This window comes from Flavobacterium sp. AK-345, from assembly GCF_058310175.1.
In genome coordinates this window covers 85,861-109,471 of the sequence record NZ_JBZEER010000007.1, presented here as the reverse complement: position 1 = coordinate 109,471, position 23,611 = coordinate 85,861, and the positions used below count along the sequence as shown (strand labels likewise).

22 protein-coding genes and 1 tRNA gene are annotated in these 23,611 nt (G+C 32.7%); 3 read left to right on the top strand and 20 right to left on the bottom strand.

The features are described 5' to 3' along the window. Positions 1–15: 15 nt before the first annotated feature. The 7 genes from AC4FQ3_RS14160 to AC4FQ3_RS14130 all read right to left on the bottom strand — a co-directional run bounded on the left by AC4FQ3_RS14160 (position 16) and on the right by AC4FQ3_RS14130 (position 7,100). Positions 16–585, bottom strand: coding sequence for a DUF5683 domain-containing protein (locus AC4FQ3_RS14160; protein ID WP_042566027.1), 570 nt, complete (start codon positions 583–585; stop codon positions 16–18). Then, entirely contained in the window at positions 585–1,493 is a 909-nt protein-coding gene (locus tag AC4FQ3_RS14155) for a ParB/RepB/Spo0J family partition protein (RefSeq protein ID WP_042566028.1), read from the bottom strand. The genes AC4FQ3_RS14160 and AC4FQ3_RS14155 overlap by 1 nt, the downstream gene beginning before the upstream one ends. Before the next feature lie 5 nt (positions 1,494–1,498). Continuing rightward, positions 1,499–2,266, bottom strand: coding sequence for a ParA family protein (locus tag AC4FQ3_RS14150; RefSeq protein WP_042566029.1), 768 nt, complete (start codon positions 2,264–2,266; stop codon positions 1,499–1,501). Between the two features lie 228 nt (positions 2,267–2,494). Continuing rightward, positions 2,495–3,724 carry a hypothetical protein gene (locus AC4FQ3_RS14145; protein ID WP_491182250.1) on the bottom strand — a complete coding sequence of 410 codons (1,230 nt, stop codon included), beginning with the start codon at positions 3,722–3,724 and terminating at the stop codon, positions 2,495–2,497. After that, positions 3,711–6,104: a DUF2339 domain-containing protein gene (locus tag AC4FQ3_RS14140; RefSeq protein ID WP_491182249.1), complete on the bottom strand. Its 2,394-nt coding sequence runs from the start codon at positions 6,102–6,104 to the stop codon at positions 3,711–3,713. Before AC4FQ3_RS14140 ends, AC4FQ3_RS14145 begins: the two co-directional genes overlap by 14 nt. A gap of 225 nt (positions 6,105–6,329) precedes the next feature. After that, complete coding sequence (locus AC4FQ3_RS14135) at positions 6,330–6,734, bottom strand: septal ring lytic transglycosylase RlpA family protein (protein WP_463459926.1); 405 nt, start codon at positions 6,732–6,734, stop codon at positions 6,330–6,332. Positions 6,735–7,025: 291 nt separating this feature from the next. Beyond that, positions 7,026–7,100: transfer RNA gene (locus AC4FQ3_RS14130), tRNA-Pro, on the bottom strand. Positions 7,101–7,252: 152 nt separating this feature from the next. Here AC4FQ3_RS14130 and trxB point away from each other — a divergent pair. Then, the gene (gene trxB / locus AC4FQ3_RS14125) at positions 7,253–8,200 is read left to right on the top strand and encodes a thioredoxin-disulfide reductase (RefSeq protein WP_042567246.1); all 948 of its coding nucleotides are present in this window, start codon (positions 7,253–7,255) and stop codon (positions 8,198–8,200) included. Positions 8,201–8,362: 162 nt separating this feature from the next. On the opposite strand, the gene AC4FQ3_RS14120 is transcribed toward trxB, so the two are convergent. The 5 genes from AC4FQ3_RS14120 to AC4FQ3_RS14100 form a co-directional block, all read right to left on the bottom strand. Next, a complete protein-coding gene (locus AC4FQ3_RS14120) occupies positions 8,363–9,196 on the bottom strand; it encodes a GIN domain-containing protein (RefSeq protein WP_491182248.1) in 834 nt (277 codons plus the stop codon). A gap of 83 nt (positions 9,197–9,279) precedes the next feature. Continuing rightward, a complete protein-coding gene (locus AC4FQ3_RS14115) occupies positions 9,280–10,014 on the bottom strand; it encodes a head GIN domain-containing protein (RefSeq protein WP_491182247.1) in 735 nt (244 codons plus the stop codon). Between the two features lie 3 nt (positions 10,015–10,017). Further along, positions 10,018–11,742 (bottom strand): PspC domain-containing protein, encoded by a 1,725-nt coding sequence (locus AC4FQ3_RS14110; protein ID WP_491182246.1) that lies wholly within the window; start codon positions 11,740–11,742, stop codon positions 10,018–10,020. A 3-nt stretch (positions 11,743–11,745) separates the two neighbouring features. After that, complete coding sequence (locus AC4FQ3_RS14105) at positions 11,746–12,078, bottom strand: PadR family transcriptional regulator (RefSeq protein ID WP_007804050.1); 333 nt, start codon at positions 12,076–12,078, stop codon at positions 11,746–11,748. 167 nt (positions 12,079–12,245) lie between these two features. After that, complete coding sequence (locus tag AC4FQ3_RS14100; protein WP_242607249.1) at positions 12,246–12,725, bottom strand: DUF4870 domain-containing protein; 480 nt, start codon at positions 12,723–12,725, stop codon at positions 12,246–12,248. Positions 12,726–12,956: 231 nt separating this feature from the next. On the opposite strand from AC4FQ3_RS14100, the gene AC4FQ3_RS14095 reads away from it, so the two are divergent. Next, positions 12,957–13,409 (top strand): DUF4442 domain-containing protein, encoded by a 453-nt coding sequence (locus AC4FQ3_RS14095; protein WP_042567250.1) that lies wholly within the window; start codon positions 12,957–12,959, stop codon positions 13,407–13,409. 145 nt (positions 13,410–13,554) lie between these two features. Here AC4FQ3_RS14095 and AC4FQ3_RS14090 read toward each other — a convergent pair whose 3' ends face one another. The 8 genes from AC4FQ3_RS14090 to AC4FQ3_RS14055 form a co-directional block, all read right to left on the bottom strand. Continuing rightward, positions 13,555–13,710, bottom strand: a complete 156-nt coding sequence (locus AC4FQ3_RS14090) for a hypothetical protein (RefSeq protein ID WP_159438484.1) — start codon at positions 13,708–13,710, stop codon at positions 13,555–13,557. A 38-nt stretch (positions 13,711–13,748) separates the two neighbouring features. Further along, positions 13,749–14,306: a hypothetical protein gene (locus tag AC4FQ3_RS14085; protein WP_052483789.1), complete on the bottom strand. Its 558-nt coding sequence runs from the start codon at positions 14,304–14,306 to the stop codon at positions 13,749–13,751. Between the two features lie 80 nt (positions 14,307–14,386). Continuing rightward, positions 14,387–16,624, bottom strand: coding sequence for a multicopper oxidase domain-containing protein (locus tag AC4FQ3_RS14080; RefSeq protein WP_491182245.1), 2,238 nt, complete (start codon positions 16,622–16,624; stop codon positions 14,387–14,389). Between the two features lie 10 nt (positions 16,625–16,634). Then, a complete protein-coding gene (locus tag AC4FQ3_RS14075) occupies positions 16,635–19,169 on the bottom strand; it encodes a heavy metal translocating P-type ATPase (protein WP_491182244.1) in 2,535 nt (844 codons plus the stop codon). Positions 19,170–19,440: 271 nt separating this feature from the next. Beyond that, the gene (locus tag AC4FQ3_RS14070; protein ID WP_491182243.1) at positions 19,441–20,001 is read right to left on the bottom strand and encodes a helix-turn-helix domain-containing protein; all 561 of its coding nucleotides are present in this window, start codon (positions 19,999–20,001) and stop codon (positions 19,441–19,443) included. 2 nt (positions 20,002–20,003) lie between these two features. Further along, positions 20,004–20,531: a DUF3347 domain-containing protein gene (locus AC4FQ3_RS14065; RefSeq protein ID WP_491182242.1), complete on the bottom strand. Its 528-nt coding sequence runs from the start codon at positions 20,529–20,531 to the stop codon at positions 20,004–20,006. Between the two features lie 163 nt (positions 20,532–20,694). Further along, the gene (locus AC4FQ3_RS14060; protein ID WP_302093402.1) at positions 20,695–21,114 is read right to left on the bottom strand and encodes a hypothetical protein; all 420 of its coding nucleotides are present in this window, start codon (positions 21,112–21,114) and stop codon (positions 20,695–20,697) included. Between the two features lie 38 nt (positions 21,115–21,152). Beyond that, positions 21,153–21,986, bottom strand: a complete 834-nt coding sequence (locus AC4FQ3_RS14055; RefSeq protein ID WP_491182241.1) for an AraC family transcriptional regulator — start codon at positions 21,984–21,986, stop codon at positions 21,153–21,155. A gap of 102 nt (positions 21,987–22,088) precedes the next feature. Here AC4FQ3_RS14055 and AC4FQ3_RS14050 point away from each other — a divergent pair, with 102 nt between their 5' ends. Beyond that, complete coding sequence (locus tag AC4FQ3_RS14050) at positions 22,089–23,255, top strand: MFS transporter (RefSeq protein WP_491182240.1); 1,167 nt, start codon at positions 22,089–22,091, stop codon at positions 23,253–23,255. Positions 23,256–23,611: the final 356 nt, after the last annotated feature.

The window sequence follows — 23,611 nt, the reverse complement described above, 5'->3', positions numbered from 1 at the left end:
AGAAATGAGTTCTATTTAAAAGCGGTAATTAAAAGTTAGTCCAACATTTGGTTTAAATGTTACATCGTTGGGATAGATTTCAGGTTTCATTGATAATCTTTCGTTTACGTTAAATTGAATTAACGCTGCATCAACATTGGCATCGATAATATTTAAGGCATAAAAGCCAACAACAAAGAGTAGAGATAAATCTCGATTTCTTTGATAGAATTTTTGACCGGCAATAAGTCTGCTGTCGTCTAGGAAATCGTACTTCCCGCCAGTTCCAGGGCCGTAACCTTCGAGTCTTCGTTTGTATTCGTCTCGATAATCTTTATATTTTCTGTTGTTGTCTATATAAAAATACATACTGGTTCCAATTGCTCCGTATACTAACGGAATTTTCCAGTATTTTTTGTTGTATGCCTGACCTAAACCAGGTAAAATTGCCGAATAAAAGGCAGCTTTTGCTGGTGTTAGCGGGTCTATTTCCTGCATCTTAGTAGTGTCTTTAGCGACTAAAACCGTTTCTTCTTTTGCCTGGGCAAAAAGAGAGACGGTTCCTAAGAGAAAGAACAATAGACTTATGGGGACAATTTTATTCACTATCCGTTTATTAATTTTATTATTCGATTAAAGTCAGCTTCAGAATTAAAAGGAATTGTAATTTTTCCTTTTCCATTGCCTGCTACTTTTACATCAACTTTTGCGCCAAAATAATCGTTGAAAGTGTTCTTTTGCGTTTCTTTAACTACAAATGAAGAAGCTGATTTTGGTTTTTCTTCACCTTCAGGTTTTGGTTTTAAACTTTCGTGATAATTTTTTACCAAAGTTTCTGTTTCACGAACAGATAAATTTTGACTTACGATTTTTTGATAAATATCAGTTTGAATGTCAAGATCTTCGATATTGATAATTGCTCTACCGTGACCCATACTAATAAAACCATCACGAATACCCGTTTGAATAATCGGATCTAGTTTTAAAAGACGTAAATAATTGGCAATTGTAGAACGTTTTTTACCAACTCTCTCGCTCATTTGTTCTTGTGTTAATTGAATTTCGTCAATTAAACGCTGATATGAAAGTGCAATCTCGATTGGATCTAAGTCATGACGCTGAATATTTTCAACCAAAGCCATAACCAAAGATTCGTTGTCATTCGCAATACGAATGTAAGCCGGAACTGTAGTTAAACCAACTAATGTAGAAGCGCGCAAACGGCGCTCACCAGAAATTAATTGGTATTTGTTGAAGTCTAATTTTCGAACAGTAATAGGTTGAATTACGCCAAGTTCTTTAATAGAAGTAGCTAACTCTCGTAATGATTCTTCATTAAAATTGCTTCTAGGCTGAAACGGATTTATTTCGATAGCACTTATTTCAAGCTCTATGATATTTCCAACAACCTTATCAGCATTTTTGTCTTCTACTGATGTAATGTCGTTTTCCGGATCTTTTAATAATGCTGATAATCCTCTTCCTAAGGCTTGTTTTTTAATTGCTTTTGTCATAAAAACTATTTACTGTTTTTCTTTATAATTTCCTGAGCTAAATTAATGTAATTAACTGCTCCTTTGCTGGTTGCGTCATAATTAATGATGCTTTCACCAAAACTAGGTGCTTCACTTAATTTTACATTTCGCTGAATAACGGTATCAAAAACCATATCATTAAAGTGTTTTTGAACCTCTTCCACAACCTGATTTGATAAACGTAATCTTGAATCATACATGGTTAGTAGTAATCCTTCGATATCAAGATCCGGGTTATGTATTTTTTGAATACTTTTTATGGTGTTCAATAATTTTCCTAATCCTTCAAGTGCAAAATATTCACACTGAATAGGAATAACTACAGAATCAGCAGCTGTTAAAGCGTTTAGTGTTAATAAACCTAACGAAGGTGCGCAGTCGATAATGATATAATCATACTCGTCTTTTACACTTTCTAGTGCTTTTTTAAGCATGTACTCTCTGTTTTCTTTATCAACCAATTCGATTTCGATGGCAACAAGGTCAATGTGAGCTGGAATTACATCAACATTCGGAGCTGAACATTTAACAACAGTTTCTTTTGGGGTGTGGCTATGTTCAAGTATTTGATACGTACCGATTTCAACAGATTCTACGTCAATCCCTAGGCCAGACGTAGCATTCGCTTGAGGATCAGCATCGATCAATAATACTTTCTTTTCTAAAACACCTAATGAGGCTGCAAGATTTACAGATGTAGTAGTCTTTCCAACGCCTCCTTTTTGATTAGCAATCGCAATGATTTTGCCCATTTATTTTCTGAATTTTGAACCGTAAAAATACAATTATTTATGGTTTTTGAAAATCTATTTTGTTAACATTCGATAAACTTTAATTTACCGTTGTTTCGTGCGTGTTTCGGGGATTTTAATTCTTAAAATAAAGAAAAAATGACTCCGAAAATTCTTTATGTTTTGTCTTTAAAATGGAATAAAACTCCAGTTTTTGATTTTGAAGCAAAAATAAAGTTTTGGCCCGGTTTAATTTTTCTCGTTTAAATCTTTTACTAAACTCGCTGTAAAGTATAAAATTGTAATTCCGCCCAATATTATACACAGCCACATAAACCATCCTTGCTGCCAAAAAGATTTGTTTTCAACTTGTTTTTTTGAAGAAGAAATTTGTTTAATATCGTAAATGCTGGTTTGAGATAATTTTCCGGAAATATTGTTTTTAAAATCAGAAAGGTCATAATCAGGTTCATTCAAATTTTTATTGCCTGTTTTTATGCTGTATTTTTCATTTGCATATAATTCGACAATAGCTGAAACTGGTTTTTGGCTGTATTTTACTGATGTAATTGTCAGAGGCTGATTGTTTTTGTTTTCGATTTTTATATAGAAATCTTTTTCGAATATTTCCGGTATTGTAAAGCTGTTTTTTGTGTTTGAATTTAATTCAAATGAAACAATTTCTTCCTCTATTATTTCAGTTTTTCGTTTCGACTCTCGTTTTACTTTTTTGAAAATAACAGCTTTGCGTTTGTAGTAAGTTGGTCTCGAAATCTCAAAATCAATTTGATTGATAATTTGTGGTGCATCAAAAACAACCTGTAATTGAGTATGTTTTTGAGGAAGAAGAAGTTCAAATCGTATGGTTTTTTTCGGTTTGATATCCTGCAATATGTTTTTTTGAAGTTGAGTATTAAAATTACCAACTTTTAAAATATTAATAGGGAGTGTTTTTCGATCATCAAAATCAATTTTCAAATATTTATAAGTACTTAGCGGATATGAAATTGTCTTAACAACGCTTGCTTCTGAAGAACTGTTTAAGTCATCTAAAATTTGTGAATTGGATATTCCGAACCATTCTGTCTGATTGTTACTACCAGATATTGAATAGTTTTTTACAACGTCGGCATTTGCAATAAAAAGCGAAAGCTGGTTGTTGTTTTTAACAGATGGAATAGCAACAATAATCGAAGTGCTTTTCTTCGGGAAAACTGTTTTTGAAACAATTTCATATTCTTCAAAAGTACTTAATAATGCTTCTGAATTACTTTGAATAAAATACGGAACTTCTATTCCTTTAGCGTTAAAAATCCTGATATCGCTTAAATCCTGTTTTGAATAAGAACGAATTTCGGGTGACAAAATAATTTCATGAAAACCATTTTCGGTAACTTCTTTTATTTTTCCAGTTGTTTGAAATTGGGCAAACGAAAGATTTGTTAGCAATAAGAGAATAAAAAAACTATTTAATTTCATTGTTTTCATCATGTTTGTTTTCATCAATAACTAAAACTTTGATTTTTTGATAAACAAAAGAGATTATCAAAATTAAAATTCCTAAAAGGATAAAGGATATAATTTTCCCAGTTTCGGAAATGTTGCTGATATCGTAGAAAAATAATTTTACAATAGTCAGTCCAAGTAAACTCAGCGCAATAATTCGTAGTGTTTTTACTTGTTTTTTTATTCCGATAATTAAAAACACAAAGGCTAAAACTCCCCATAAAACAGGTAACCCGGTTTTGATGATTTTAATTCTGGCAATTTTAATTATATCATCGGCAATAGATGAACGAAGGTATAGTAAATCAGCTTTGCTATTGTTGGTTGCATAAAGTTCACTCGCATGCAAATCTTGTAGCGTAATTGGAGAATTCATTAAAATAAGGCCATGAAGCATCACTTCTGAACTGGCTATATAAATGATAAAAAATGCCGCTGCCCAAACAAAATAACGATTTTTGAAGAATTCAAAACTTATGTTTCTGTTGATTTGGAATAATTGATAAGCAGAATATGCAATTAAGGCCAGCGAAATATAGTGCAAATAATAAGCTATTGGTTTTCCGAATCCTGATGCTAAGATCTCTTTATGTTCGAAAAAAGCATAGTTTGAAAATCCGAAAGTAAATAAAACAATATTGATAATTACAATTACAGTCGCCAATGCATAATTTAATTCTGTTTTCTTTTTAATTAATGCGAAAGTTAAAATCGCACAGAATAATAAGTGATACACCGAAGGCAATACAACAGCGCTTTTTGCATTTTCAATATGAGTATTTGCCTGGAAAATAACTTCGAGTAAACCAGTTAAATACAATATAATAATTCCTGAAATAAAAGCATATTGTTTATACTTTTCAGGATTAAAAGTAATGTTTAAAAAGTTGATATTTTCGGTTTCATTTTTCAATAAAAACCAAACTGCCAATAAAGAAGAAAATGCAAAAATGCCTGTTATAAATATCGGATTAATTATAATTTTTAAAGGTAAATCGCTATTGTAGAATAAATTCCAATCCATGATTAGGCTGATAATCATTAGCCCCTGAACAATTACAGAGCCAAATCGATAACTTGCAATTTTTGATTTTTGTGAAAGCCATAATAACAAAACAGCTTCGGCAGCCCAGAATAAAGTAATATAATTGCCTTCAAATTGAATAGGAATAGCAAGTGTTATAAATGTTAGCGTTAATCCAATTAATAAATAAACTGCTTTTTTGTCGAGACCGAATTTTTTGTACAAAAACCAGGCATATGTTAAGTTTAATAATGCAATAATAGTGGTGAACAAACCTCTAAATTCCGGATGAAAATTAGTTAAAATGGCCATTCCGGCTGCGTAGAATAAAAAGGTGTTGCTGGCTAAAATAGTCAATTGTGTTTTTGAGAATTCTCCTTTTGTTCTGATATTATTAATGATATTCATTAAAATAAAAATAAAGTAGAAAGCAAAACCAAATGCCAAAGCACCCATATAATGCGGTTTGATAGATTCAAGATCTTTATACAGCCATCCGCCGTATAATAAAATCGTAAAAATATAAGCAAGAACATTAACCAGATTCCATTTTTTGTAATAGGCGATGGCGAGAATTCCAATATTTAATATAATAATGTAGCTAAAAAGTACAATATAATTTCCTTCACCCGTGCTTACCATAAAGGGAACTGCAAATCCGCCAATTAAGGAAAGTACAGCAAGTTCCAGTCTGTTATACGATAATGATATCAAGGCACTAAAAGCCGTAATGACCACCATTATACTAAAAGCAACGGTTTGGTTGAACAGGTGATAATCGTGAAAAGCAATTCCGATCGTGAAATAGAATATCGCAATAGCGCCCGCAACAATTACAGAACTAAAGGCAGCATAATTTTTACGCAGTTTATGCGCAATTCCCATAACGAGTACACCACATAAAACACCAATTCCAACTCGCGCCGGCTCGTTGATCCAATCTTTGTCAATGGCGTATTTTACAAAATAACTAATTCCTAAAACCAGAATCAAAACTCCAATTTTATTGATTAGGTTTTCACCGATAAACTTCTCTAAATCGGGATTTTTTTCTTTGAAATTTTCCCAGAATGATTTTTCGGGAACTTCAGGAATAACAGATTTTGGTTTTTCTATAACCGGAGCAGCTTTTGTTTCCATAGAAAAAACAACTTTTTCTGCTTTTATTTCCGGAATTTCTTTCTCTACAGTTGTAAGAGGCGCAGAAAAATCGATAGGTTCTTCTGTTTTTATAATTTTTGGATCTTCCTTAACTACAGGAATAGGTTTTACCGAAAAATTTTCTGCCGGTTTTTCAGTTATTTTTAAAAGGTCTAATTTTTTATTCAACTTTTGAATGTCGTCTTCAAGATGATCAAACCGACTTTTTATCGTATTGAGAATGTAAATTAGAAAACAAAATAAAACTACGAAAAGAAAAACTTCCATATAGTATTTGATAACATGTTATGATTTGGTAAATATAATAACATTTTAATAGGGTAAGTTTTTTTTGCTTAAAAAGAATTAAGAAGAAAAAAAATGATCTACATGGATAACAAAAAAAGATGGGATTTAGTTTTCTATAATCTCAATTTTTACGAAAACGACCCCACCTTTTTTGTTTGAGGTAATGTCCATAAAAGCTTTCTTACTCAGGTCAATTTCTCTTCCGTTTATAAATGGACCTCTATCTGTAACTACCACAATAACTGATTTGTTATTTTTTTCGTTTGTAATTTTTAGTTTTGTACCAAACGGAAGTTTTTTATGAGCTGCAGTCAATTTGCTATTGTCAAATCTTACGCCGCTTGCTGTTTTTCTTCCATCAAATTTATCATGATAATAAGAGGCGTGAGCATTTTCTTTGAACAATTTAAGATTTTTAATTTCTGTCTTTTCTTCTATCGAATCCCTACATTCTTGTGCCGAAATGCTGAGAGAAAAAAGGAAAACAATATATAGGAATATTTTTTTCATTTTTAAAATTTTGCACAAAGAGAATAAATTGGTGAAAATCTGATGTATTTAAGAAGTTCTATTAATTGTATAAAAAGACATAATTGATTTTTTAGGGCGTTTAAAAGAGAGAAAACAAGAAGTCACGAAAAAAGTATAGGAAGTATGAAAAGACTTTTGTTGGGTGGCAGGATTCGAACCTTTGGTCTTCCCAATTTTTAATCGGGACACGATAAACTGTTCTATCTGTGATTTTAATTTTAAGTTTAGTGCAAAAAAAAAGTCTTTCCAATTAATATGAAAAGACTTTTGTCGGGGTGGCAGGATTCGAACCTGCGGCCTCCTGCTCCCAAAGCAGGCGCGATAACCGGGCTACGCTACACCCCGTAAGCGGATGCAAATATAGTAATAAATTCTGTTTACAAAAGAAAAATTTCAAAATAAATAAAACTTATTTTAAGATAGTTATTTAGGATTTATTTTGAGGGGAATTTTTTATAATAAAGTTTACCTTTGCATCACTAAAAACTATACATATTATGTCAGATACAATCGAAAAAATTAAATGCCTAATTATTGGTTCTGGTCCGGCGGGTTATACTGCTGCAATTTATGCTGCCAGAGCAAATATGAATCCAATATTATATCAAGGAATGCAGCCTGGTGGTCAATTGACTACGACAAATGAGGTAGAGAATTTTCCGGGTTATGTTGATGGTGTTACAGGTCCTGAAATGATGGTTCAGTTACAAGAGCAAGCAAAACGTTTTGGTGCTGATATTCGTGATGGCTGGGCTACAAAAGTTGATTTTTCAGGAGATATTCATAAAGTTTGGATTAACGATGCAATCGAATTGCACTGTGAAACCGTTATTATTTCTACAGGAGCTTCGGCTAAATATTTAGGATTGCCTTCAGAACAACATTACCTAAACATGGGTGGAGGAGTTTCTGCCTGCGCTGTTTGTGACGGATTTTTCTACCGTAATCAGGAAGTTGTTATTGTTGGAGCAGGAGATTCTGCTTGTGAAGAAGCACATTATTTATCTAAACTTTGTAAAAAAGTAACCATGTTGGTAAGAAGCGAAAAATTCAGAGCTTCGAAAATTATGGAAGAACGTGTTCGCAAAACTGAAAATATCGAGATTTTAATGAATCACGATACTGTAGAAGTTTTAGGTGACAACAACGTTGTTCATGCGATTAAAGCATTAAACAAAACGACAGGTGATGTAATTGAAATTCCTGCAACAGGATTTTTCGTTGCAATTGGGCATAAACCAAATACAGATATTTTTAAAGATTATATTACTCTTGATGAAACAGGTTATATTATAAATGTACCAGGAACATCTAAAACAAATGTTGATGGTGTTTTTGTAGCTGGTGATGCTGCAGATCACGTATACCGTCAGGCAATTACAGCTGCGGGTACTGGTTGTATGGCTGCACTTGATGCTGAAAGATATTTAGCGTCAAAAGAGTAAGTTAAAATTGTTTCAGGTTTTCTTTGTTTCAGGTTTCAAGTTCTTGGAACCGTTAATTAGAAAGCCAATAAAATAATAAAAGTCCCATTCGCCGCGGCGAATGGGACTTTTTATTTTATAACGTTCCAACTACTTGAAACAAAGAGAACCTAAAACTTGAAACTATTTAAGTTTTTTAATCAATTTTGCTTCTTCAGAAAAACGTGTAAGTTCAATTTTTGGATTTCCAAATAAGGTAAGTTCTGATTTGTCTCCGGCAGCTATCGAAATAGTAGTTTCTGCAAGAATAGTTCCTGTTGAATATCCTTCTGTAGTAACATTTGCTTCTTTTAAGGTGAATTTAGTTCCTGTAAAAGTAGAATTGTTGTCTAAACGAATAGTTCCTTTTTCGGTAATTCCTTCAATTGCAGCATTTGCTTTTTGATACAAATCACATTTAAATTTTATTGCAGCAACCAATGCTTTTATTGAAGCATTTTTACTTAATTGTAACGTACCATCATCTGATTTTAGGTTCAATTCCGTTTTTGTTTTATCATCCGCGATTAAGGTAAATTTTTTAGAATTTGCATTCAGAAATAATTTAGAATAATCAGAACTGTTAAATGTAATATCATCTAATTGAAGTTCTTGTATAGCATAAATGACTGATTCATTTTTTGCAATTACTTTATTAAGAGATTTTGTGTACGTAACGCGAACAATTAATTTCTTAAAAATGGTGCTTTCTTTTGTTGTGTATAAACGAAGCATTCTGTCTCTTAAATCCATTCCGATGATTTCGTGTAAATTGTCATCGGCTTCGATTTTGATTTCGTTTTTCTCTCCACGTTCCAGATAAACTTCCAGATTGTCATCGGCTTCGATTCCATCAAATTCTCCTACTTCTTTAATAGAAGTGGTTACGATTTTAGATCCTTTTAGTTTCTCTCTTTTTTGTGCAAAAGTTAATGTCGTAACTAATAATAATAGGAGTAAGGCTGTACTTTTTTTCATTAATTCTAGATTTGATTTGGACAAATATAAAAAAATCATCCACTTTTGATGAATGATTTCTTTTATATTTAACAGATAAATATTTATCCCTGACTGATGCTTCCTCCTGAACTTGATTTTTTCTCGATTGTTTTAGGAGCTATGTCATAATTAATATGGCCTCCGCTGCTCGCTTCTGCTTTAAGGCTTACAATTGGATGTACATTTATACTTCCTCCGCTTGAAACATCCGCATTTACTTCGTTTGCCAATAATTTTCCGGCATCAACACTTGCACCGCTTGAAGCTGTTGTTTGAATTTTTAAAGCTTTTCCCTGAACGTTAATAGAACTTCCACTGCTTGATGTAGCCGAAATATTATCAGATTCAATGTTAAGGTCCATAGTTGCGGCACTTGATGATTCAAGATCGATATTTTCTCCCTGAAAAACGTTTTTGCTTTGTATGGTTGAAGCACTCGAAGCTTCAATTTTTTCAAGAGAAGGTACTTTTACAGTAACTTTTTTCATTGTTATGTTGCGGAAAGAACTGTATTTGCATTTAATTATTAAGGTTCCGTTTTCTACTTTAGTTATAATTTCTTTCTGCAAATTATCATCAGCTTCAACAGTAATTTCGGTTGCGTCAGATTGTTCGATTACAACATCAATAGCATTGCTTACAGATATGTTTTTAAAATCTCCCTCAACAATTCTTTTTTCAGTAGTCACATTTCCGCTGCCTTCAACAGTATTCATGTTAAAATTACAAGAGGCAAATAATAATGCGGTAATTGTGGCAATAATGAATTTCGTAATATGAATGATTATTTTGATCATGGCTTAGTTAATTTTGATTATTACTCCGTTTTTATCAGTGGTTAGTTTTCCTTTAGTTTTTTTTCCGTTTAAAACTTCTTTACCGTTAATTTTAACCGAAACTTCATTTATTGTATCATTGTCGTTTTGATTTTCTTCAATGCTAACATCGTCATAATCATCTTCATTTGGCGGGCAATCAAAACATTTAATTTTAGAACCTTCTACCTTGTAGTTGTAATTTCCACTAAAGTGTAAGTTGAAAAAATCATCTTCAGAATCGTCGTAATCTTGTACAGAAGAATCTGGTTTAAATAGTTGTCCTTCTGGTAAGTATAGATAAATGTCAACTTCTTGTCCTCTGAATTTGTTTTTTACATCCGTAAGAAAATAATTATCCAAAATTAAATGATTTCCGCTAATTTCAATCTTATAATTTATTTTTTCTGCTCTTTTTTTAGCATTTGTAAATGAATTTCCTCTTGCACTTTTTTCTATTTGCAGGTATGCATTAGATTCATCAGTACGTAAAACATGCAAACGAACATCTGTAGAATAAATCAATTGATTGTTGGCAGAATCCTGTACAAATTGAAAATCTCTGTGGTGATCTAAGTCTTTAGCATAGTAATCATTGTATCTAAACTTTACATAAAGTGTATCGTTAGGACTAATACCGATCTCTTTTTTCTCAATAGTTTTATTGTCATAAGAAATTTCAGTGGCTTGTTTAATTCCAATGCTTATTGCAATTGCTACTGCAATAATCCAGATTGCTAACAAGGTATATTTTGTGATATTTCCAATTGATTTTAAATCTGGAGATAACAATTTGAAACCTAATAGCGTAAGGAAGAAAAACGGAATTCCAACAGCAAAGAACATTAATAAACCAAATGACCAGATAGGATAATCTGTAAAGTTTCCTGCATCAACAAAGTTTTGCCAAGGAAAATCAACAAAAACATTTGTTCCTAAAGTAAAAACCCCAATCAATAACATGATTAAAACGCTTATTCCTGACATGATTAAAACTACTCCTAAAAATTTAGCGAAAATTTTAAAAATTGTCATGATAAAGTCTCCAAATGAACTACTTATTCTCTCAGCTCCCGACTTTACCTGGTTTCCCATTTTATCATAATCTGCACTTTTAAATTTATCAGATAACGATTCGATTTCTTCACGAACCTTTTTCTCAATATTTGAAATGGTTACCGGTTCGCCAGTCATTTCTAATTTTTCAGAAGTTGTAACTGCTTCCGGCGTTACAATCCAAAGAACAAAATAAGCTAAGATCCCGGTTCCGAAACCTGCAAAAACAAATATTAAGAATATGATTTTGATCCAAACGGCATCAATTCCAAAATAATGGCCTAAACCTGTTGCAACACCACCAATCATACCTTTCTCTTTATCACGGTATAATTTTTTGGTTTTTCTGTTTGCATAATCATTAAAAGACTGATTTGGTTTTTCGTCATCTTCAATGATGTAATCTTCAGGTTGTCCCATTACTACAATCACTTCCTCAACATCTTTCAATCCCACAACATGTTTGTCGCTTTTTTGTTTTTCTGTTAATAATTCAGAAACACGCATTTCGATATCTTTAATAATTTCATCCTGACCAGATGAGTTGTTTAATGATCGTTTTATGGCGTCAAAATAGCGCGTTAATTTTAAGTATGCATCTTCATCGATGTGAAAAAACATACCTCCTAAGTTAATATTTACTGTTTTGTTCATGACTTATTGATTTTGATTGGTGATTAGTTTTACGGCATCAGACAATTCTGTCCAGGTACCGTTAAGTTCGTTTAAAAAAGTTTGTCCTATTTCGGTTAATCCATAATATTTTCGTGGTGGTCCGGAAGTCGATTCTTCCCAGCGATAATTGAGTAAACCGTCGTTTTTGAGTCTGGTTAAAAGAGGATAAACTGTTCCTTCAACCACTAATAATTTTGCGTTTTTTAAAGTGTCTAATATTTCTGATGTGTATGCGTCTTTTTCTTTTAAAACAGATAAGATGCAAAATTCAAGAACACCTTTGCGCATCTGTGCTTTTGTGTTTTCAATGTTCATAATTTCATTTTGTTTTTTTTAGATTGAACAATTCGTTTTTTGATTGATGATTTTGATTGATGATTGATTTCGAAACTATTCTATTGATTGTTTGTATGGTTTCGACTATAACTTTTAATTTTTTTTTATGTCACACTGAGCGAAGTCGAAGTGCTTCATAATAATGATTACTTTATAAAAGGTATCGTTAGCGGATATTTGTAATATTCTCCGTTTGAAGTTTTTATTGAAGCATAAATCACTAAAAAGAATTCAACAACTTTTAGCAATCCAAAAAGTACTACAGCTGTTGCACCAATTGTTAATAACCCGATGTTACCCTGAAAATTGAAATTTCTGATAACGAAATCTTCATCGTTAAAAACAGCTTCCATAGGAAGGTTTTGAAGAAATACAATGATGAAAATCGGAATAGCAATTAAGGCTAAGATCAAAGTATAAAGCAATAAACTTAACTGAAAATTTAAAGCCTGTTTTCCGTGGTGATTTACAAATTCTGATTTGTCTTTGTAACTCGTCCAGATTAGTATTGGAAAAATATAATTTCCAAAAGGAATGATATACTGACTTAATGTACTTAAATGTGTGAACGTTGCAGTGTTCTTTTCTGATGTTGTTTCCATGATGAGTGGTGTTGTTGTTTCCATGATTAAAAGCATATAGTAATTTCTTATACAAATATATGGCTAAAAGACAGTATCTTGTTTTGCATAGTACCGAATATTAACAAAATATTAACAAAGTTGATATTTTATTTAACACAAAAACGTACTGAAAATCAGTGTTAATACTTGATTTTACTGAGGTTGTTGGAAAGTTTTAACCATTTATTGTGCGTGCATAGTTTTTTTGTATTTTTACATAAAAAAATAAATCACATGGCAATTTCAGTTTCTAAACTCAACAAATTTGTATTTTTCAAATTACCGTCGGCGTATATTTGCGGTGTACGTGTTAAAGCTATCGATGATAAAACTTGTATAGTAAGCGTAAAACACCGTTGGATAAATCAAAATCCGTTTAATTCAATGTATTTTGCCGTGCAGGCAATGGCAGCAGAGTTAACAACCGGAGCTTTGGTAATTTCACAAATTCAGCAAAGCGGAAAAAAAATCTCAATGTTAGTGGCTAATAATAAAGGTAACTTTACTAAAAAAGCAACTGGAAGAATCACTTTTGTTTGTAACGACGGACATTTAATTGCCGATGCCATAAAAAAAACTATTGAAACAGGTGAGGGGCAAACTTTCTGGATGAAATCTATAGGAACTGATGAAAAAGGAGTTCAGGTTTCTGAAATGGATTTTGAATGGAGTATTAGAGTAAAATAGTCTTTTGCCACAGATTTCACAGATTGAAATGATTTTTTTATTGATTTCAAAATAGAAATCTTTTTAATCCTTTAATCTGTGGCAAAAAGGAACCATAAAAAAAAGACCTCAATTTGAGGTCTTTTTTGTTGAAATAGAATTTCGATTATTTTTTTGCGCAACACGCTTTTTTATCTTTTGCTGTTTTTTTGCAGCAAGATTCTTTTTTTGCTGTTTCTTTTTTAGGAGCCGGTTTTGTTTCTTGTGCCTGCGCGCTAATTGTAAATAAAGCTATTGCTAAAAGGGTAAATACTTTTTTCATTTTTATTTTTTTTAATTGTTTGTATGATGTATTATAATTTAATTTTCTGAGTAGAATTGAGAAACCCATTCGTCAAATTCAGCTTTATATGTTTCTTGTGCTTCTGACAAAATTGCTTCTGTTTCTTCTATTGGATCGAGATTGAAATTTTCTTTTAGCCATACTTTATATTCAGGTAAATTTTCGCTTTCTTCATAATCGTCTTCATCTTTATAAAAATAAGCTTCTTCGTGATCTACAGAAATCTCATTGTCAAAAGTTAGCAATTGCATAAATTCGAAGATGTTTTTTGCTACGATATGATAACCGCCTTCATCACCAAAAACAACTACTGGCAGTTCGTTTAAAGATTTGCCTGAGTCGTTATTCCATAAAACATACATCGAGCCAGATCCGTTTGCCTGTGCAAAAGGCATTAGTTTATCTAAAAAAGCAGGATCTTCAGACCAAGTCGAAATTCCGGATTTATCATCTTCATATAATCCGAAACCCTGAGAGTAATTTTCGAATCCGAGTTCATCGTTTATTTCAAAGAATAAAGTTAATTCGTCAGTAATTTGATTGTTGAAATTCTTTTTGAAGTCTTCTAATGTCATAGTTGTTAGTTTTTTTAGCCACAGATTAAAGATTAAGAAAATCTGAGTTAATCTTTTAATCTTTGGCTAATATAAAAAAATTAATAATTCAAATTAACTCCAAAACCAATTCCCATATCGCTATCATAATGCGTCGTAATTCCAAAATTTCTGGCTACAATATATTTCAAACCTGCCATATATTCTTTATCTGTATTCCACATTAAGTTCATTCTCAAACGTCTTGAAAGCGGAATGTCTTTTCTTTCAAATTGCAGTCTCAAATTCCCATCGGTATAAACCTCTACTTGTGCTTTTACAAGCATTGGTAAAGTATATTCCATACCGGCACTAAAAACAGAGCGATTGTCTTTTGTATTACTTTGCCCGAAAAGATTTTGTTCCTGTTCGTCCATTCCCATTTTTCGATAGCGCCAGTCAAAACCTATAAAAGGCATAAACCATTGCATTTTACCTATATAACGTCCAATATGGGTTTCGGTTTCATAACCGTGTTTGTCATTATAACCCAATCGCCATTCTGTTCCAATGCTCCAGCGCGTGTTGCTATACATGGCTTCACCGTCGTTTCCGTTTGAAGCAAAATCATTTTCTGCCATGAAATGAAACATCCTGTCGTCCATTTTCAACATTTTATACGCCATTTCAGGATGATGAATTAACGGATTAGGTGCTGAATTTTCATAACTAAAAATGCGTCCCATTCCAGCCATCATGTGATATAAAATATGACAGTGAAAAAACCAGTCTCCATCGGCATTTGCCTGAAATTCTATCGTGTCAGTTTCCATCGGCATAATATCAATCACATTTTTTAGCGGAGAATATTCGCCATGTTCGTTCAGAATTCTAAAATCATGACCGTGTAAATGCATTGGGTGACGCATCATCGATCCGTTGTACAATACGATCCGAACGTTTTCGCCTTTTTTAATTAATATTTTTTCCGTTTCAGAAATCACTTTATTATCTAAACTCCAAATATAACGATTCATATTTCCTGACAATTCAAAACGCAATTCTTTTACCTTCGCCTCTTTTGGAAGTGTTGTTTTTGTTGGAGATTTCAGCATTCCGTAATTTAATGTTACAATTTCAGAAGTTTCAGTAGAATCGTTTGCCATTTCCATGCCCTCCATATTATGCATAGAATGATCTTCTTTTTTTGCAGATTCCTCTTCACCGGAAATTTCAGGATACATTACGGCATTCATATCCATTTTGTTGAGCGACATGTTCATGCCCATATCATTCATTTCGCCATTCATCTTCATCATATCGTTCATCATCTTCATTCCTTCAAAATATTTTAATTTGGAAAGATGAGCAACAGGTTGTTTAGTGCCTTCGCCTAAAAATAAAGATGCAGATCCGGTTCTGTCTTCGGCTGTAGCTAAAAAAGCAAAAGACTTTTTATCTTCAGGAATTGTAACCACAACATCATAGGTTTCAGAAACCGCAATAATCAATCGGTCAACTTCTACAGGTTCAACATCGTTTCCGTCGCTGGCCACAACGGTTATTTTTCCGCCGCCATAAGTAAGCCAGAAATAACTTGAGGCGCCACCGTTTGCAATTCGCAATCTTACTTTTTCGCCTGCTTTAAATTGTGATAGCTGATTTTCATTTTTTCCATTAATTAAAAACTTCTCATAATAAACATCACTTACGTCCATCGCGTTCATGCGTTTCCATTCGTTAGTAATTTTTGTAGAAAATTGTCCTTTTTGAATCGCTTCAGAATAACTTTGCGTTGTTCCTTTTTTTATCGCAAACCAGTCGTTTGCATTGTGCAGCATTCGTTGAACATTCTCTGGTTTCAAGTCTGTCCATTCACTTAAAATGACCGGAATCGTTGGTAAGTCGTCAATTCCTTTTCTAAAAGTAGCATCGTCTTTCTTTTTGTTGATGATAAAAAGTCCGTATAAACCAATTTGTTCCTGCAAACCAGAATGACTGTGATACCAATAGGTTCCGTTCTGGATAATTGGGAAAGTATATTTGTGGGTTGTTCCCGGTTTTATTGGCATTTGTGTCAAATAAGGAACGCCATCTTCTTTATTAGGAAGAAATAATCCATGCCAATGCAACGCCGTATCTTCGTTTTTTAAATCGTTATGAACATAAATTTCTGCGATATCTCCTTCGGTAAAAGTCAATGTTGGCATCGGAATTTGCCCATTAACCGTAAGGGCACGCTTTTCTTTTCCGGAGAAATTTACAATTGTATCCCGAACGTGTAAATCGTAACGAACTACTTTTTGTGCTTTTGCATTAAAAGCAATCAGAAAGATAATCAAAAAGGTATATAGTCTCATGTTGATTTTTTTATAGATTTAGATTTCGCAATCGTAAAGCATTCACAATAACCGAAACTGAACTCAAACTCATGGCCAAAGCAGCCAACATCGGCGAAAGCAAAATCCCGAATACAGGATATAAAATTCCTGCTGCAATTGGTACACCTAATACATTATATATAAAAGCAAAAAATAGATTCTGTTTGATGTTTTTCATCACGGAATGACTTAGTTTTTTAGCTTTTACGATTCCGTTTAAGTCTCCTTTTACGAGTGTTATTTTAGCACTTTCAATAGCAACATCAGTTCCTGTTCCCATTGCGATTCCAATATTTGCTTGCGCTAAAGCCGGAGCATCGTTGATTCCGTCGCCGGCCATTGCTACAATTTTACCTTCTGCTTGCAAACGCTGAATTTCTTTTAGTTTATCTTCTGGCAAGCAATCTGCTTTAAACGAACTTAAGTGTAAATTTTCAGCGACAGCTTTGGCCGTATTATTATTGTCGCCTGTCATCATAATAACTTCAACGCCCTGATCTATCAAATCTTTGATAGCTTTTGCACTGTTTTTTTTAATAGCATCTGTAATCGCTACATAACCAACAACAGCTTTATTTACAGATATATAAGAAACTGTTTTGCCTAAGTTTTGCTCTGCAATAATTCTGTTTTCAATATCTTCAGCAATAGAAGCATTAACCTGAATCATTAGTTTTTTGTTTCCTAAAGCGACTTTAGAGTTATTTACAGTTCCAATAACTCCTTTTCCGGCAACGGTTTCAAAATCCGGAACTTCAAGTAAAGTTAGATTTTTCGCTTTTGCAAAATTAACGACGGCCTGCGCCAAAGGATGCTCGCTGTTTTGATTTAGCGAAGCAATACTTTGCAATAATTCATCTTCGTTATTATTAATGGAGTAGATTTTTTCTACAGATGGCTTTCCTTCGGTAATAGTTCCGGTTTTATCGGTAATTAGAACATCAATTTTATTCATGTTTTCGAGCGCTTCAGCATTTTTTATCAGGATACCGAATTGCGCTCCTTTGCCTACACCAACCATAACCGACATTGGAGTTGCTAAACCTAAAGCGCAAGGGCAGGCAATTATTAAAACGGCAATGGCATTTATTAATCCATATATATAGGAAGGTTCAGGACCGAATTTTGCCCATAAAACAAAGGTCAAAACAGAAATAGCGACAACAGTTGGAACAAAATATTTAGCCACTCGATCTGCCAGTTTTTGTATTGGCGCTCTGGAACGGCTTGCGTCATTTACCATTTGAATAATCTGCGAAAGCAAAGTTTCTGATCCTACTTTTTCGGCAATCATTAAAAACGATTTTGTTCCGTTTATAGTTCCTGCAATTACAGGATCTCCCACTTTTTTATCAACCGGAATCGGTTCGCCGGTAATCATGGCTTCATCTATATTGCTTTCGCCGCTAGTAATTTTTCCGTCAACGGGAATTTTTTCTCCTGGTTTTACGCGTAATAAATCTCCTTTTTTAATGTTATGAATGGAGATTACTTTATCATTTCCGTTTTCGACCAAAGTGGCTTCGGTTGGTGCTAATTTCAATAATTCTTTTATAGCGCCGTTGGTTTGCCCATGTGCTTTAGCTTCTAGGAGTTGTCCCAATAAAACTAAAGTGATAATTACCGTTGCAGCTTCAAAATATAGGTGAATAGTTCCGTGGTGCGATTTGAATTCAGTTGGAAAAATATCTGGAAAGAACATTCCGGCAATACTAAATAAGAAAGCAACGCTCGTTCCAATTCCAATTAGCGTAAACATGTTTAGTTTCCATGTAACAATTGATTTATAAGCACGAACAAAAAACATCCATCCGGCATAAAATAAAACCGGAATTGAAAATAAAAACTGAACCCAATTCCAGTTTTCAATAGACATTAGTTTATAAAGAGGATTATCAGGAATCATTTCTGACATTGAAATAATAAAGATGGGAAGCGTAAATAAAATCGCAATCTTCATTTTCTTTAATAAATCAGTATAGGTTTTGTTTTCTTCATTTTCAGAAACCTGCATCGGGACCAAATCCATTCCGCAAATCGGGCAATCGCCAGGTTCGTCCGAAACAATTTCAGGATGCATTGGGCAGGTAAATTGTGTCGCATTTATCGCTACTTGCGGTACTAAATCCATTCCGCAAACGGGGCAATCTCCCGGTTTATCATACGTTTTATCTCCTTCGCAATGCATCGGACAATAAAAAACTCCCGTTGTATTGTGATTGTGAATTGTTTCTTTTTTATGATGATGTGTTTTATGTTCCTCTTTTTTATGACCGGAACAACAAGATTTAACTGCAGGTTCTGATTCATTTTTTGGAGAATTCATCTCAATGGTATACTTTCCGGCTTCCGTTAAAACTTCTTGAAATTTCTCAGTCGGAACATGTTTTTCCATTGTAATAGTCGCCAATGGAGGATTTAAAGTTACTTCAGCCTGAATTCCTTCTACGGCGTTTAAAGTTTTTTCAACTTTCTTGCGACAGCCATCACACGACATTCCTGAAATTATATATTGATGAGTCATTGTTTTATCTTTTAAAGTATTACAATGCAAATTTCTGAAGTAAGGTTTACTTCATGTTGTATAATTTTGAGAATGATTTGTAAGATTTACGAAATGCTATCTAACAGTTAAGAACACAAAGTTTTGTCTAAATAACTTTGCGAATCTTTAGAAAATATAGCCAATGGTTTCAATCATTGGAACGCAACGAATTTATCCCGATATGCGCCCCAATGGTTGAAACCATTGGCTATGTTTATCATCTTGCGTAAAACTTCGAGGTTAAAAACAATTACAAATTCTCGATCTGTATCCGTTTTTTATCTTTCGATTGTTTAAAATGAGTAGGCGTAAAACCTGTGATTTTCTTGAATTGATTGCTTAAATGCGCGACATTGCTATAGTTTAAAATATCCGCGATTTCACTTAACGAAAGTTCATTGTAAACTAGTAATTCCTTTACTTTCTCAATTTTCTGACTGATAAAATATTTTTCGATCGTTGTGTTTTCGATTTCAGAAAAAAGATTACTCAATGAATTATAATCCTGATTTAGGTTTTTAGACAAATAATCAGATAAATTGATTTTGAGATCATTGTTTTTGTGATGAACCAAATCAACAATCAGATTTTTTATTTTCTCGACAGTCTTACTTTTTTTATCATCTATTAAATCAAAACCTAAATATTGAAGATTTTTAAGTAAAACTTCTTTTTGACTGTCTGTAATAGTATCTTTCAGTTCAACTTCGCCCAATTCAACAGAAATAGTCTGAAGTCCGAGTTTTTCAAGCTCAGACTCCACGACCATTTTACAGCGAGCGCACACCATATTTTTGATGTATAGCTTCATCTTTATTTGATTGTTTCAACGACGTTTCCACAAGTCAACATCGAAGAGCCGTAATACGGATTCTTAACTGCTTTTTCTTTGCTTAACCAATCAGCATCGACCATTGGGCAATATTGTTTGTAAACAACTTCACTAGATTTTGAAACCTTAATTAGTTCGTAAGTGTTTTTTGAAAGTGATTTAAAAGTCTCACGTTGTTTTTTAAGATCTGTCGTAGCCGAAATATTTTTAGCATCTGCAGTTAGTTTTTTCATAACTTTCATCCAGGCAGTATGTTCATCGCTTTTTAATTTGTCCATTTTTACTGCAGAAATAGCGGTTAATAAATCTTTGGCTTTCGCCGAAGTTAATTTACTGTCACTTTTTATAAGGGCATCTTTTACTGTAAAATAAGCATTATAAACAGTTTGTAACTGACTTGAATCTACATCTTCTGTTGTAGTTTCTATTTTTATTGTAGTTGCCTGAATACTATTTGTATTAAATAATAAAGCAATTATGGCAATTATAGTTGAAATTGATTTTTTCATTTTTATGTAATTTTAGTAGAGAATATAAATCTTCTCTAAGTTCAATAAATATTTTTTTTGTTGAAAGTATTGCCTCGCTGAGCCGTAGAAACACAAAGTTTAATATTCTTAGTGCCTTAGCGCCTTTGTGGCAAAGCCCCAATTATGGCTGTCACAAATACAATTATCCTATTTTTGGCGGTTGCCAAATAGAAGTAAAGCCGTCAGAAAGACTACTGTTTTTATAATAAGGAATTGTCTTTTTAAAAGAGAAATTAAATAGATTACTGTTGAATTCGAATTCATTTATAGCAATCAAACTAAATTGTAACCCGGAAGCTGTACAACCAGAATGATCACATTTTCCGCTACAGCCGTGCTGGTCTTTTTTTGAATTATCAGTTTTTTTGCAGCAATCTTTTTGACAAGAATTAGTAGTTTCTTTTTTTGAAATTGCTTTCTTTTCGCAAGAGGTTGTTTCAGAAGTTTCTCCACAAGCATAACCCATGTTTGACATCAAAAAGAAGCCAAGCGTTAGCATAAGAAATAATATGTGGATTTTTTTTGCCAATGAAAATGCTTTTAGAATTACAAATTTAGCCATTTTTTTTAAGAGCCACTACTTATTTAAGATTTCCAATTTTATATTTTCTTGAATTCCGTAGGTTTCATGTTTTTTCGTTTTTTAAAATAATTCGACAAATGGCTTTCATCGGTAAAACCAAATTCATACGCAATTTGTTTAATTGGCAATTGATTGTTATGAATTCGTTTTTCGATTAAGGTAGTTCTCAAATTATGAATATAATCGCGATAACTTATACTAAAAGTTCTTTTAAAGTAGGCACTAAAATAAGTTTCAGCGATATTAAAATGACTGGCAATTATTTTTATCTGAACTAGTTTTGGCTGATAAATATTTTGATGAATATAGGAAGTGATTTGCTCGTTATCAATAGAATTTCCCTTAACAACAAGATTCAAACCACGCATAGTTTCTTTGATTAATCCAAAAATCGAAAGAATCTGGTAAAATACAATAGGTGAGGTCGAAACATCGGTTTTGCAATTGTAAGCAGCAATGTTTTCAATCGTATTTTTTAATATTGTTTTGCAGGGATCATCTAATTTAAGAACTGTTTCTTTTAGTGTTTTGTCACGCATGAAACTTTCCGGAGTATGAATTAAGAATTCATCGCAAGTAAGATTCTGTTTCGAATTGAAATAATTATCTGTAAACTTAATATAAAAGAAACGAGTGCTTTTTTTGATATCAAAATAATGCTCATCTTCTGGCGAAATTACAAACAAATCTCCAGATTTATAAGGTAATAAGTTGTTGTTCAGATGATGAACCCCGCTTCCTTTTTTTATATAAATGATTTCATAATAAGTATGCGTGTGTGGCGGAAGGTGAAATTTCTCATCTTCAAATTCATCAATAACCAGGGTTTTAAATTGATTTAGGATTGGCATAACTTAAATTTACAAGTTTATATCGCAAATGTACAACTTATTTTAATCTGTATAGTGGTAAATTTGCTCCATAGAAAATTTATTCCTTTCTTGTAAAAACAAATGAAAAAAAGTCTTATTGCACTCTCATTGGGAGGCTTAACTATTGGGATAACCGAATTTGTGATGATGGGTTTATTGCCGGACATCGCCTTAGATATGAAAGTTTCGATTCCTGTTGCAGGATATTTAATTTCGTCTTATGCTTTAGGTGTTGTTATTGGTGCACCATTATTGGTAATCCTTGGACGAAATTTTGCTCCAAAAAAAATGCTTTTAATTTTAGCTTTAATGCTAACAGTATTTAATGCGCTTTCTATTATTGCGCCAACTTATAATTTTTTATTTGCTTCCCGATTTCTTTCCGGATTGCCACATGGCGCTTTTTTTGGAGTAGGAGCGGTAGTTGCAAGCCGTTTGGCAGATAAAGGGAAAGAAGCTCAGGCAATTGCGATTATGTTTTCTGGTTTAACATTGGCTAACTTAATTGGGGTTCCTATTGGTACTTATATAGGGCATCATTTCATTTGGCGTTATACTTTTGTACTAATTGCTGTTGTAGGTTTACTTACCTTTTTGTTTATTTATTTGTGGATGCCAAACTTAGAGAAAAGTAATACTGTGAATATGAAAACACAATTAAAGTTTTTCCAGCAAATAGATGCGTGGCTTATTATCGGAATTACGGCAATTGGTTTTGGAGGATTATTTGCCTGGATTAGTTACATCGCGCCTTTACTAACGAATGTTTCTAAGTTTTCACCAGAAGATGTTTCTTATATCTTGATTTTGGCCGGATTCGGAATGGTGGTAGGAAACTTTGCGGGCGGTAAGCTGGCCGATAAATTTTCTCCGGCACCAACAACATTGGCTTTATTGTTTGTAATGTCTGTTGATTTGGTGTTAGTTTACTTTTTCTCTTTTAATCAATATGTTTCTTTGTTTCTAACATTTTTAACGGGAGCTATTTCTTTTTCAGTTATTGCGCCCATTCAAATGTTAATGATTAGAACGGCCAAAGATGCCGAAATGATTGCTTCGGCTTCACTGCAGGGAAGTTTTAATATAGGAAATGCATTAGGAGCTTTTCTTGGGGGATTGCCTCTTGTGGCTGGATATAGTTATGCATCTCCAAATCTTATAGGTGTCGGAATGTCTATTATTGGTATGATTATTACCGTTATTTTAATACAACGTCGAAAAACTTCGGTACAGCTGCAAAGCGCTTAAATAAAATATTTATTCTAAATCGAACCCTTGAACATTTATTGTTCAAGGGTTTTTTTATGACTTTTAAGTTAATTTTTTTAACGTTTGTTGATGATTTTCCAAAGCCCGGAAACTTTATGTGATTTGGGTTAAGTATTACTTTATTTGTTAAATTTTTGCAAGAGTAACTTCTTTTTAAATTATTTTAAGTGTGATTTTTACACCTGATAATTTTATAATTTTTCTTCATGTAATCGATTGTTTTTTTAGTAAAAAGATATCAAATAGGTTATTAATAAAAATATATTTAATATTTATTATTAGTATAAATTACACATGTCATATAAAAAATAACTTTATTTTTTGATATGTAATTT